Below are 13,308 nucleotides of genomic sequence, written 5' to 3'. Positions count from 1 at the left end.
AGTTACATTTTAAATTCATAATTCATAACTCATAACTTATAACTATTCCGCAGTTTTACTGGAGTCTTCCAGAAGTGTATTCAGTGCTGAAAGCTCATCTTGTGTGAGATCCCTCCATTTCCCTATGGGAAGGTCTAATTTGATATTCATGATACGGATTCTTTTCAGTTTCTTAACATCATATCCTAAATATTCACACATTCTCCGGATTTGCCGGTTAAGCCCCTGGGTAAGAACGATACGGAAGTTCATTTCATCTATTTTCTCCACTTCACATTTTCTGGTTACTGTATCCAAAATAGGAACTCCGTTTCGCATTTTTTCCAGAAATCTTGGGGTAATCGGTTTATCAACCCTTACCAGATATTCTTTTTCGTGGTTGTTCCTGGCCCGCAGGATTTTGTTGACGATATCACCGTCACTGGTCAGTAAGATCAGCCCCTCACTGGGTTTATCCAGTCTTCCGATGGGGAAAATCCTTTTCGGGTGGTTAATATAATCTACAATATTGTTTTTCTCTCGCTTGATATCCGTTGTGCAAACAATCCCTACAGGTTTATTAAAAGCAATGTATACAGGCTTTTCCTGGGGTTCACGAATAGGTTTTCCATCTACTTCCACCAGGTCTTCATCGGAAATTTTGGTACCCAACTCAGGAACTTTTCCATTTACCTTTATTCTCCCTTCTTCCAGTAATTTATCCGCTGCTCTTCTGGAACAGTATCCTACTTCCGAGAGGTACTTATTAATACGTGTTTTCTCCTGCATGATCTTCATTTTTAATGCTTTCAAATCTAAAATCATTATCCAGAAACTGGCTGGTAGCATCCTCAATCCGGTATTCCCCAATCTTGGTTCTCCTCAGCTGTGTAAGATAAGCACCTACTCCAAGTGCCTGTCCTATATCATGAGCCAGGCTACGAATATAAGTTCCTTTTGAGCACCCAACCATAAAACTTATATGAGGAAGGTCTATTTTAATATCTTCAATATAAAAAATTGTTGTTTTTCTGGATTTCATTTCTACTTCCTCTCCTGCCCTGGCTAAATTATAAGCTCTTTCACCATCAATTTTTATCGCAGAAAACACAGGGGGCTTTTGTTCAATTTCTCCTACAAATTTCGTTAAAGCCTCTTTGATAAAATCTTCTGAAATATGAGAAATATCCTGGTGAAGGATTTCAGGCTTTTCCGTGTCGTAGCTTTCAGTTTGTACCCCTATTTTAATCTCCGTCCAATATTCTTTGGGAGCATCCTGGATTTCAGGAATCTTTTTGGTGAATTTTCCACAGCATACAATCAGAAGTCCTGTTGCCCTCGGGTCAAGTGTTCCTGCATGTCCTATTTTAAACTTTTTAGGAAGCTTGAATTCCCTTTTAAGCTTATACTTCATTTTATTGACCGCCTGAAAAGAAGTCCAATCCAACGGTTTGTCCAATAAAAATATCTGTCCTGACTGTAATTCTTCGGTTGTCATCAATTATGAATAATCGGTAATAAGTAATTGATCATTATGTAAAGTAATAGAAATAGATCAACAAAGCAATCCCAACAAAAATACGGTACCATCCCCAAGGTTTGAAGCCATATTTGTTGAGCATTCCTATAAATGCCTTAATGGCGATCAAAGCCACAATAAAAGCTACTATATTCCCTACAATGAAAATGGTGATATGATCTTGTGAAGACAGGATCATTTCATATCCTTTTTGCGGATTTCCGGTTTCTTTACCCCATGTTTTGAGAAATACCGAGTACACGGTAACCGCCAGCATTGTCGGAACGGCTAAAAAGAAAGAAAATTCAGCAGCAGCCTTCCTGGTTAGTCCTTGTGCCATACCTCCGATAATGGAAGCTGCACTCCGGCTGGTTCCGGGCATCATTGCCAGACACTGCCAAAAGCCTATGGTAATAGCATTTCTTACAGTAATTCCCTTTTCATCATCAATCCTTGGATTTTTAAACCAACGATCCGCAAACAATAAAACAATTCCACCTAATACCAACACTGAGGAAATAGCGATCTGATTCCCAAGAACCGCTTCTATTTTATCATCAAAGATATATCCTAAAACCAAAGCCGGTATAACGGCAAAACCCAGCTTATAGTAAAATTTGATATTGTTTAAATCAAAGAATTTTTTCCAATAAGCCACCACCACAGAAAGGATGGCACCAAATTGAATGGAAACCTGAAACATTTTTAGAAATTCATCATCCTGCAGTCCCAGCAAATTTGCAGTAAACCCCATGTGTGCCGTGGAAGAGATGGGCAAATATTCAGTAAGTCCTTCTACAATGGCAATAATAATTGCTTTTATTAAATCCATATTCTTTCAAAAAATTGAAAGATTAAAAAATTAAAGAATTAAAAGATTTTCAATAGGGTCAAAACATTAATTATGAAAGATAAATTAATTTATTAAATACGCTTCCAAATGAATGTTCAGTAGCCTGATCTTTTAATTCTTTAATCTTTTAATCCTTAAATCAAAAAATTTATTATTTTCTTTTTAAAATCGCATACACCTCTATGGCAAAGCCAATAACAATGAATAGCGGGGCAATCCTGATTCTGCGAACAGAGAAGATTTCATCATTCCATTGATCAGGGTCCAATTTTCCATCAACGGTATTTGCATCAGCACCCATCATCAAAAGAAATCCCACCACAATAAATGCCAAACCGATAAGCATCCATTTGAAATTCTGCTGTCCGAAATAAAAAGGATGTTCCTGTGGGGCTTCAGCATCCGTGCCAAAATCTGCAGCGGAAAATTTATTTGTTTTTTTGCTCATTATTAAGAGTAATATAAATCGTCAACGTTTGTTCTTAAGAATCTCCAGGTTGCCACAATGGTACTTAAAACCGTAATCAATATACCAACACCAAGTACCAGCAAGATCAACCAGAAGTATTGTTGATTATTCTGTACAAAAGCAGAACCAATCTGATTGGTAAAATAATACCAGACCCCGAATAAGGCAAGAAGTCCTATTACAGCACCAATGGCACCCAGAACAACCGCTTCAATGATAAAAGGTTTTAAAATAAATCTTCTTTTTGCTCCTACCAGCTGCATAGTCTTGATGATAAATCTTTTTGAGAAGATCTTCAGACGTATTGAATTATTAATTAGAACCACTGCCAGAATCAGGAATAAAATAGAAAATCCCAGGATCCATCTCAGGATCTTGGTTAGGTTGTTATAAACCTCCACCATTAAGGTACTGTCGTTTTTAACATCCACAATTCCTGGTACGGATTTGATTATTTTGATGGCCTCATCAATTTTAGCCGGGTCTACGTATTCAGGTTTTAAAGCCACTTCTATGGATGAAGGAAATATATTTTCTTCAAAAAGCGCATCCGCATCAATCCCCATACTCTTTTTAGCTTCCTGAGATGCCATTTCTCTTGAAATATAAGTAGCCTTTTTTACGGGCGCCAAAGTCTGTATTTTTTTGAAAGTTTCCTCTTCAAGTTTAGCAATTTTCAAAGAATCTTTAGCTTCATAGTTTTCATCAAAGTAGGCGTTCACAACCAGTTGTTCTTTGATATAGTCGGAATATTTCTGAGCATTTATTAAAATCAATCCCATTAATCCCAACAAAAATAACACTAAGGCAATACTTATTACTACAGTAATATTGCTGGACCGAAGCCTTTTCTTATTAAATTCATCTACAGATTTAGCCATTAATATTAAAATTTTTGGCTAAAATAGAAAAAATCTTCCGAAATTTGGGACCAATATTGGAAAATCATTGTTAACAAAATCATAAAAAACATTGAGTGTAAAAGCAAAAAAGCATCTCGGTCAACACTTTTTGACCGATGAGAACATCGCTAGAAAAATTGTAGAAGGTTTAAGCTTCAACAACTATAAAAATGTTATGGAAGTGGGTCCCGGAATGGGTGTTCTTACTAAATATCTTTTAGAAAAAGATCAACATATTTACCTCGCGGAAATAGACAAAGAGTCGATAGAATACCTTAAGAACAACTATTCTATCATTACCGAAAAAACCTTTGTAGGTGATTTTCTGAAGCAGGATTTTTCATTTGTGAATGATGAGCAAATTGCCATTATAGGAAATTTCCCTTATAATATTTCTTCACAAATTTTATTTCAGATTATTGATCATTATGAACTGATTCCTGAAATGGTAGGCATGTTTCAGAAAGAGGTAGCTGAAAGAACTGCGGCGGTTCCAAGAACGAAGGACTATGGAATTCTTTCTGTTCTTGTGCAGGCTTATTATGATACTTCATATCTTTTCACTGTTCATGAGAACGTATTTAACCCTCCTCCGAAAGTAAAATCCGGAGTTATCAGGCTGACAAGAAATCCGAAAGAAGGCCTTGCGGGAAATGAAATTCTATTTAAACAAATTGTAAAGGCCGGGTTTAATCAGAGGAGAAAGAAACTGTCCAATGCATTAAAGGTCCTGACTATTCCTGAAGCTTTAAAAACCCATGAGTTTTTGGATAAAAGAGCAGAGGAGCTAAGTGTAACAGACTTTATCGGGTTTGCTGCTCTCTGGAAAGCAAATCAATAAAAATAAAAAAGCCTTTCGATATGAAAGGCTTTTTTATTGCATCATCTTTTATTACGTTATTCTCTGTTTTTCAGCATAATCCATCCGGACCAGTTCATCTGAGTTTTTGATTTCGGATACTCAAAATTGAACTTGTACCAGTAAGTAGCTGTCGGAAGTCTCTTGCCTCCTACTGAACCATCCCAGATCGGAGTTTCTTTTGAGAATCTGAACATTTCCACCCCATATCTGTCGTAGATAGATCCGCTGAAGTTCTGGAAGTCTCCAAAAGCAGTAAGATCTAGGACATCATTCACACCATCCTGGTTAGGAGTAATCAGGTTGTTGATATGTAAAGTATAGAATTCAATCTCTCCGGTACAGTGGGTACCTTTTATTCTAACCTGAATGTGGTAAGTTGTATTATTCAACAGATTAGTAAATACATTCGATTCCTGCCATGAAATACCGTTATCAATAGAATACTCCAGAGTTCCGTAGATATTATTGATTGAAGTATTTTGAGCAGTGATCGTTAATGTATTATTTCCATACTGCAGATTGGTGATATAAGGTTGAGCAGCAGCCATTACTTTCGATGTGAAAGTTTTTGTACAATATCCGTTGTCGATAGTCACCGTATAAACGCCTATTTGATCTACATTAATAGTCTGTGTAGTGGCACCTGTGCTCCATAGATATTTATAGTTGGGTCCAGCTCCTGCATCAAGAGTAATTCTGTCTCCAATACACATTTCCTCATCTTTTAATGGAGATGTAATTTCAGGGGTAACTTCTACTGTTACAGTAGCTGGTTGTAAAGATTTACATCCTTTTGGTCCAAGAGCATATACCGTAAATGTTGTTGTCTGATAAAGTGTTGCCGTTTGAGCATTACCTGTACCCGGGAAATTATTCCATAAATAAGTATTTCCTCCTGATGCTACAAAGTTCACCGTTTCTCCCGGACAAACTTTTATTCTTGAAGAAGTAAGGTGAGCCACAGGAGTAGCTTCTTTTAATAGCTTCAATTCGACAAGCTTACTACAGAAACCGCCATTGGAGACAACTACATATAAAATTTGTCCGTCTGTTCCGTTATAGTTCAGGATATTCTGAATATAGTTACCATTCTGAGCCTGTGCATCAGCCTGAACTTCATAAAAATAAAATACAGAGCCTGGTGTTGGGCTTATGGATGACATAGCATTAGTCAAATCAAAGGTCGTTATATCCGGCGTGGTACAGAGCAGCAAGGTCGCATCTTGAGCTAATGGCGTTGTACCTCCATGAATCTGAATAGATGCAGTTCCCGGACAAGGATTTCCAGGGACACTTACTTCAATAGTATACGTTCCTGGCTGAACAGCCGTAATAGTATTGGTAGTGGCTCCAGGTATTGGAGCTCCATTAAAGAACCACTGGAATGTCATAATAGGGTCACTCACAGAAGCTGTCAATACTTGAGGAACATTATCACAAACATTAATTTCTGCCGGTAATGTCGCTCCGTTATTATCAAGAAGCTCCACACCAATGTTGAAAGAACCACCTTCTAAGAATACCGCAGAATCATAAGAACTGTCAAGGGCATCAGCCAACACCATTTTGAAGTGATAAGCCTGTCCCGGAACTACAGTTGCTGTTGCAGTAAGCGGAATTGTTCTTCCATTAAAGTTCGTTTCAATATTAGTTGTATTATATCCTCCAAAAAATGTTGGATTTGCTGCTCCACAGCTTAGCGGCGCACCACTGAACTGAGTAGCAGGGTGAATGTTGGTCACACTCACAGGTCCTGCACCACTAGGCAGTACAGCCATATTAACATAAGGACCGCCCGCAACAGGTTTTAGCAATAATGCAAAAGCATCTGAGAAGCTACAAGGAAAGCTTCCCGTATATTCTTCAGAAGCAAACAAATAATTAAATTTCACCTGGCTGGAAGTCGGTACAAAATCAAACTCTAAAATTACAGCATCATTCAGGGTTCCCGTAGGGTTGGTAGCCGCCACTAAATCCGGATCACTTCCCGTTGGTAAATCATCCCCTAATGTCCCGGCATTTAACGAGTTCCCTCCTTTCACTGCATATCCCGTAGATAATACAATCCCATCTTTAAAAGGGAAATTGGTAGTTCCTTTATGGAAATATCCCCAAGACCTGTTGGCATTCCCTACCGGAAGGTTAGGACTTACCACGACATTAGAAACATTTGGAGTTATACAGGAATTTGTTCCCGAAGAGATCAGAACATCTTTCACTAATTGTGTGATGGTAAAACTACTTTCAGCATAACTCGCTGCATTAATATCAATAAAAGCTCCTGCTTTCATTGATAATGCCGAAGCTTGTTCTTTCTGAGGTTTCCTAGGTAGATTCTGAGAAAATAGAAAGGATGGTGTAATTAATAAAAAGAAAAAAAACAGTAGATTTCTATTCATAATATTTTCGTTTTAACAAATTTAATTTTTTTTTGAATATATCGCACCAATATTTAACTTTTTTTATGACTAAAAAAATAAAAAAGGCGTCTTATTGAGACGCCTTTTTTATTCTAATTTCTGTTTTTCAGTAATATCCATCCTGATCGAAGCTCAAGCTTCTTACTGGCCGGATTTTCCCATTGTACCCTGTACCAATAGGTCGCCGTTGGTATATTCATTCCCTTAAGCGTTCCTCTCCAAACGGTCTCGGATTTTGAAGCTTTGAATAATTCTGCTCCATATCTATCGAAAATAGAAGCCGCAAAATTATTATAACCGCTTATTCCCGAGAAATCAATTCCATCATTGATACCATCCTGATTTGGTGTGATGGCATTGCTGATCACAAATGTGTAATAGCTTAGAGAAGTGCTGCATTTTGCATCTTTTACCCTTACCATCATATTATAATTGGTATTATCCAACACATTATAGAAAATATTTGATGTCTGCCATGTTACTCCACCATCAATAGAATATTCCAAAACTCCACCGGTAGGATTTGAAGCCGTAAGAGTCAGAACATGATTATCATAAACTACATTGGTAAACTTCGGAAGATCAGGATTCAACAACTGGGCAGAGAACGTTTTAGAACAAACCCCATTGCTGATCGTCACCGTATAGGTCCCTACAACATTGGTGGTAATTGTTTGAGTGGTTGCTCCTGTACTCCATAAATAGGTATAACCAGGTCCGGCACCTGCATCTAAAGTACCTGAATCTCCTACACATACATATACATCCTGTAAGGTGGAAGTAATAGCAGGAACCACTTCAATGGTGATCGTAGCAGGATTTACAGAACTACATCCGTTTCCACCCAATGCATACACTGAATAAGTAGTGGTTGTAGTAGGGGTAACCACCTGAGTATTACCATTCCCTGTTAATCCGACCCAGTTATAAGTAATACCTCCCGAGGCCGTTAGCGTTACCGATTCACCGGCACATATTTTAGATTTTGACGCAGCCACAGTTACTGTTGGCGGGCCTACTATAACTGTTACGGTAGCAGGATTTGCAGAAACACATCCGTTAGCACCTACTGCATACACTGTATATGTTGTTGTTACTGTTGGTGATACAACCTGAGTACTTCCCGTACCCGGTAAGCCTGTCCAGTTATAGGTCGCTCCACCCGTAGCCGTTAATGTTACCGATTCCCCCACACATATTTGCGGTTGTGATGAGGTAAGTGCAGCAACCGGGAGAACTTTATCCTCGGTCACTGTTACACTTGCCGTATAAGTACAAGTTAAATTTGCAGGCTGGGTAGTATTCTGAACGGTTAAAGTATAGGTTCCTCCAGCATTTACAACCGGAGTTAAAGTATTGGCTCCTGAAACAATATTTCCTCCCGTAGTCGTCCATGCTATGGTGGATCCTGCAGGAATTACCGAAGCAGAGGCATTCAATGTTATCTGAGTGGTTGTACATGTTATCGTTTGTGGAGTTGCTATTGTTAAAGTAGTTTCAGCAGTTTTCAGTAGCTGTAAAGAAACCACATAACTACAGCCCCCGTTTTTCACCAGTACATACACTGTTTGTCCTCCAGGACTTGAATAAGTTGTTGGAGTTGCAATGGTATTGGTATTTCCCGCGTTGGCATCAGCCTGACTTACATAATAAGCAAATGTAACTCCCGTTGCTGTTGTAATTTGCGATTGAGCTGAAGTTAAGTCGTAGATAATATTTCCAGGTTCATAGCATTTAAGCAATGAAGCATTTTGCACAGTAATAGGCTGAGAAACCTCTATGGTAATGGTAGCCGGATTTTGAGAAACACAACCATTTGCCCCCACCGCTGTTACAGTATAAGTAGTTGTAGTTGTAGGTGTAACTGTTTGCGTATTTCCTGAACCTGGTAATGATGCCCAGTTATAAGTTGCCCCACCGGTTGCCGTTAACGTTACGGTTTCTCCCGCACAAATAAGTACTTTAGTAGCTGTAAGTCCTGTAGTAGGTGGTGCGCTGTCCCCGACAACTGTTACTGTTGAAGTAGCGGTACAATTGACATTTCCTGGTTGGTAAGTATTAGAAATTGTTAAGGTATAAGTTCCTGCCGCATTCACCACAGGGTTTAAAGTATTTCCCCCTGAAACAATATTTCCTCCTGTAGTAGTCCAGCTAAAAGTAGATCCTGCAGGATATACGGAAGCAGAAGCATTTAATGTTATCTGAGAATTAGTACAGGTCAAAGGAGTTGGTGCTGCAATGGTAGCCGTCATCTGAGGTGCTTTTACCAGATGGAGCTGGGCTACTTTGGAACAGAATCCGTTTTTAACGAGAACATATATTGTTTGTCCTCCAGGACTTGAATAAGCCGTAGGAGTAGCAATAGTATTCGTATTTCCGGCATTGGCATCTGCCTGACTGACATAATAGGCAAATGTAGCTCCCGGAGTAGTACTGATTGAAGGTTGCGCTGAGGTTAAATTAAATGTAACGTTTCCTGCAACATAACAAGTGGTTAGTGTAGTGTCTTGAACTGTAGGGGAAGTTCCTCCTACAATAGTAATGCTTGCTGTTCCAGGGCACGTGTTTCCCGGAATGAAAACCTGAACGGTATATAATCCCGGTTGCGTAGCGGTATAGCTTATTGAATTTGCTCCCGGAATAGGATTATTGTTAAGCAACCACTGATAGGTTGCATTCGGAATTTGTGCTGAAGCTGTAAAAGTTTGTGGTGTATTGTCACAAACATTGATAGAAGGTGGAAGGGCTACACCTGCAGAATTTAATATCTGGACTCCAATATCAAAAGATCCGGCTTCAAGGAAAACCCCGGAATCATAGTTGGAGTCATCATAATCCGCCAAAACCATTTTAAAATGATACGTCTGTCCCGGAATTACCGTGGCCTGAGCTGTTAGTGGTATGGTCCGGCCACTGAAATTGGTTTCTATATTAGTAGTGTTTTGACCACCGAAATAAGCTGCATTTTTAGGTCCGCAAGCATACGTTGCAGGAACGATATTCGTTACACTTACAGGTCCCGCTCCTCCAGGAAGGACTGCAAGGTTCGTATAAGTAGGGTCCCCTACTTTTTTTAATAAGAGTGCGAACCCGTCCGTAATAGTACAAGGAAAGTTTCCTTCATATTCTTCCGAAGCAAATAAATATCTGAACTTAACTTCCGTAGAAGTAGGTACAAAGTCGAATTCTATATAAGTTGCGTCATTCAATGAGTTATTATTAACACCTAAAGCCGCCGCTAAATCAGGATCTCCTATATGTCCGAAAACATCTCCCAATTGAGGAGACTGAAAAGTATTACCCGCTTTTCTTGCATGCCCGGTAGTAAGTATGATACCTTTTGCAAACGGGAAATTGGTTGTCCCTTTATTGAAATATCCCCAGGTACGGTTCTGGTCACTGGGTGACAGATTAGGAGACACTACAACATTACTCACATTGGCAGTAGAACATGTGGACCCGCCGTTGATTAAAACATCTTTTATTAATTGGGTGATGCCATAGCTTGATTCAGGATAACCAGGAGTATTAACATCTATAAAAGCTCCCGCTTTCATAGTCTGAGCCGTCGCTTTTTGTGTACTTACCGTTTTACCTCTACCTTGGGAAAAAGTAAAGTTACTGATAAGAACTAAAAACAAAGCCAAAAATAAACTTCTTGTCCTACTATTTAACATTTTATATTATTTTAAACAAAAATACTATTTTTTTTGATTGAAATTCACTTCAAGGCAAATTGTATTATTAGCCGTTTAAACTTATCCGCTTTCAAATATCAATTCTATTTTATAAAACATAAAAAAGGCTAACAAATTGTTAACCTTTTTTAAATATGTATTATAATGTATATTATTCAATATTTTTCAATAATATCCAGCCTGTTTTTACTGCTGTTGTTTTATTGGCAGGATCTTCATAATGAATCTGATACCAATAAGATGCAGTAGGAAGACGTTTTCCCTGGAAGTATCCGTCCCAGTATGGTCTCACTTTTTCAGCCTTATAAACAGCTTTTCCGTAACGGTCAAATATCACTCCGTTAAAATCTTTATAATTGATCACTGGTCTGAAGTCAATGATATCATTAACATTATCTCCATTAGGTGTAATTACGTTTTTCACAACAAAAGTGAAATAATCTAAAACACCCACACAAGTTGTCGTTTTTACCCTTACCCTGATAGGGATTATCTTATTTTTAGGAATATTGGAGAATACATTGGATGACTGCCATGTTAATCCATTATCTACAGAATATTCCATTGGTCCGTTACTTACTGCCGTAATAGTAAGAGTACCATTTTCATTATAGTCGACGTTTGTAATTTCAGGGACAATAGCCTGGATTACCTGAGTTGTAAAGTCTTTGCTACACACACCGTTACTGATGGTAACCGTATAAGGTCCTTCTTCATCTACTATAATAGTCTGAGTTGTTGCTCCTGTATTCCATAAATAGGTATAATTCGGTCCTGCTCCGGCATCTAAAGTAATTTTATCTCCGATACAGATCATTCCGCCTTTCAATCCAGAGGTAATGGCCGGAACCACTTCTACTGTTATGGTTGCAGGCTGTAAAGATTTACATCCTTTTGCTCCGATAGCATATACGGTGTAAGTAGTAGTCTGAGTAGGGCTCAAAGTTTGGGTTGCTCCTGAAGTTGTAGTATTATTCCATTGATAAGTTACTCCACCGGAAGCAGTTAAAATCACGGATTCTCCAAGACAAATTTTCATTCTGGAAGCAGCAACCTGAGCAACAGGGGTAGCTTCTTTTATTAAAGTTAAAGTAACAATTTTGCTACAGAATGCTCCATTGGAAACTACCACATAAAGCACCTGTCCGTCAGTACCATTATAACTTGTCGGGTTGGTAATAAAGTTATTATTCTGAGCGGTAGCATCAGCCTGATTTACGTAAAACTTAATCACTGCTCCCTGTGTTGTTGTAATAGAAGGAATTGCATCATTCAGATTAAAGTTGGACACCGTTGGAGTCGTACAGAGCTTTAATGACGCATTTTGTGCGGCAGGCGTAGTTCCTCCGATAATGGTAATTTTAGCGGTACCCGGACATTGATTTCCCGGAACCATTACTTTTACTTCATAGACTCCGGGTTGTGTTGCGGTATAAATAGCATTTGTTGCTCCCGGAATTAATACTCCGTCTTTATACCATTGGAAAGTCATCCCAGCAACTGTTCCCACCTGAGCCTTCAATATTTTAGGTGTATTATCACACATATTGATGGTGTCTGGCAACTGAACCCCATTTTCATCTACAATCTTAATTCCTATATCGAAAGATCCTCCTTCAATGAAAACAGCAGAGTTATAACTTGAGTCTGATGCGTCCGCCAAAACCATTTTGAAATGGTAAGTTTGTCCCGGAATTACATCCGCAACCGCTGTTAAAGGAATGGTTCTTCCATTAAAATTGGTTTCGATATTTGTGGTATTCTGACCTGCAAAATATTGTGCATTAATTGGTCCACAAGTATAATTGGAAGGAACAATGTTCGTAACACTTACAGGCCCTGCCCCACCTGGTAAAATAGCCATATTGGTATAAGTAGGGTCACCTACTTTTTTCAACAATAATGCAAAACCATCGGAGAAGTTTCCGCATGGGAAGCTGGAAGTATATTCTTCTGAAGCGAATAAATAATTAAATTTAACCTGATTACTGTTAGGTACAAAATCAAATTCCAAAGCAACGGCATCATGAAGTCCTGCTAGTGGATTAATGGCAGCAACCAGATCCGCATCACTTCCTGTACCAGGGCTGTCACTCAATGTATTGGTTTCAAAAGCATTTCCTGCTTTATTAGCGGCACCTGTTACCAGAATAATCCCATCTTTAAAAGGGAAATTGGTGGTTCCCCTATGGAAATATCCCCAAACTCTGTTAGCATCTGTAACAGGCTGGTTTGGCGTCACCGTAACATTGGAAACATTAGGTACTGTACAAGTACTTCCCCCTGTGATCAGCACATCTCTTACAAGCTGGGTGGGAGTATAAGCAGAAGGTGCATAAGAAGCGGCATTTACATCTATAAATACACCAGCCTTCATGCTTTCTGAACCCATCTTTTCTCTTTGCGGTTTTCTTGGTTTAGTTTGAGAAAACGCAGACGTTGAAACTAATAGTAATACTAAAAATAAAAAGTATTTTTCTAACCTATAATTTAACATTTTACGATTGTTTATCCAAAAATAGCAAAAATAAACATATGATGTTACATTTTTTAAAATGAGACAATAGAACAAAATAAGATAAAACATCGTGATTTTTAGAATTTAT

9 protein-coding genes are annotated in these 13,308 nt (G+C 38.5%); 1 reads left to right on the top strand and 8 read right to left on the bottom strand.

Going from position 1 to position 13,308, the window contains the following annotated elements:
* Positions 1–42 precede the first annotated feature (42 nt).
* The 5 genes from rluF to BCF58_RS08985 all read right to left on the bottom strand — a co-directional run bounded on the left by rluF (position 43) and on the right by BCF58_RS08985 (position 3,701).
* Positions 43–768, bottom strand: a complete 726-nt coding sequence (gene rluF, locus BCF58_RS09005) for a 23S rRNA pseudouridine(2604) synthase RluF (protein WP_121461465.1) — start codon at positions 766–768, stop codon at positions 43–45.
* Positions 746–1,477: a tRNA pseudouridine(55) synthase TruB gene (gene truB / locus BCF58_RS09000; protein WP_121461464.1), complete on the bottom strand. Its 732-nt coding sequence runs from the start codon at positions 1,475–1,477 to the stop codon at positions 746–748. Before truB ends, rluF begins: the two co-directional genes overlap by 23 nt.
* Positions 1,478–1,511: 34 nt before the next feature.
* Positions 1,512–2,330: an undecaprenyl-diphosphate phosphatase gene (locus tag BCF58_RS08995; RefSeq protein WP_121461463.1), complete on the bottom strand. Its 819-nt coding sequence runs from the start codon at positions 2,328–2,330 to the stop codon at positions 1,512–1,514.
* Positions 2,331–2,502: 172 nt separating this feature from the next.
* Positions 2,503–2,799, bottom strand: a complete 297-nt coding sequence (locus BCF58_RS08990; protein ID WP_121461462.1) for a DUF3098 domain-containing protein — start codon at positions 2,797–2,799, stop codon at positions 2,503–2,505.
* Positions 2,800–2,801: 2 nt separating this feature from the next.
* A complete protein-coding gene (locus BCF58_RS08985; protein ID WP_121461461.1) occupies positions 2,802–3,701 on the bottom strand; it encodes a cell division protein FtsX in 900 nt (299 codons plus the stop codon).
* Between the two features lie 91 nt (positions 3,702–3,792).
* On the opposite strand from BCF58_RS08985, the gene rsmA reads away from it, so the two are divergent.
* Positions 3,793–4,563: a 16S rRNA (adenine(1518)-N(6)/adenine(1519)-N(6))-dimethyltransferase RsmA gene (rsmA, locus tag BCF58_RS08980; protein ID WP_121461460.1), complete on the top strand. Its 771-nt coding sequence runs from the start codon at positions 3,793–3,795 to the stop codon at positions 4,561–4,563.
* Positions 4,564–4,619: 56 nt separating this feature from the next.
* Here the strand turns inward: rsmA and BCF58_RS08975 are convergent, their stop codons facing one another.
* The 3 genes from BCF58_RS08975 to BCF58_RS08965 form a co-directional block, all read right to left on the bottom strand.
* On the bottom strand, positions 4,620–6,983 hold the full coding sequence (locus BCF58_RS08975) for a choice-of-anchor L domain-containing protein (protein ID WP_121461459.1): 2,364 nt from the start codon (positions 6,981–6,983) through the stop codon (positions 4,620–4,622).
* Positions 6,984–7,096: 113 nt separating this feature from the next.
* Positions 7,097–10,681, bottom strand: a complete 3,585-nt coding sequence (locus BCF58_RS08970) for a choice-of-anchor L domain-containing protein (protein WP_121461458.1) — start codon at positions 10,679–10,681, stop codon at positions 7,097–7,099.
* A 172-nt stretch (positions 10,682–10,853) separates the two neighbouring features.
* Positions 10,854–13,199, bottom strand: a complete 2,346-nt coding sequence (locus BCF58_RS08965; protein WP_121461457.1) for a choice-of-anchor L domain-containing protein — start codon at positions 13,197–13,199, stop codon at positions 10,854–10,856.
* Positions 13,200–13,308: the final 109 nt, after the last annotated feature.

The organism is Chryseobacterium defluvii (assembly GCF_003634775.1).
GTDB classification, from domain to species: Bacteria; Bacteroidota; Bacteroidia; order Flavobacteriales; family Weeksellaceae; genus Chryseobacterium; species Chryseobacterium defluvii.
This window is presented reverse-complemented; position numbering and strand designations above follow the sequence as displayed.

Excerpts from the sequence above, each read along its gene's own strand:
- rluF (WP_121461465.1), bottom strand. The coding sequence starts at position 768 with ATGCAGGAGAAAACACGTATTAATAAGTACCTCTCGGAAGTAGGATAC.
- truB (WP_121461464.1), bottom strand. The coding sequence starts at position 1,477 with ATGACAACCGAAGAATTACAGTCAGGACAGATATTTTTATTGGACAAA.
- BCF58_RS08995 (WP_121461463.1), bottom strand. The coding sequence starts at position 2,330 with ATGGATTTAATAAAAGCAATTATTATTGCCATTGTAGAAGGACTTACT.
- BCF58_RS08990 (WP_121461462.1), bottom strand. The coding sequence starts at position 2,799 with ATGAGCAAAAAAACAAATAAATTTTCCGCTGCAGATTTTGGCACGGAT.
- BCF58_RS08985 (WP_121461461.1), bottom strand. The coding sequence starts at position 3,701 with ATGGCTAAATCTGTAGATGAATTTAATAAGAAAAGGCTTCGGTCCAGC.
- BCF58_RS08975 (WP_121461459.1), bottom strand. The coding sequence starts at position 6,983 with ATGAATAGAAATCTACTGTTTTTTTTCTTTTTATTAATTACACCATCC.
- BCF58_RS08970 (WP_121461458.1), bottom strand. The coding sequence starts at position 10,681 with ATGTTAAATAGTAGGACAAGAAGTTTATTTTTGGCTTTGTTTTTAGTT.
- BCF58_RS08965 (WP_121461457.1), bottom strand. The coding sequence starts at position 13,199 with ATGTTAAATTATAGGTTAGAAAAATACTTTTTATTTTTAGTATTACTA.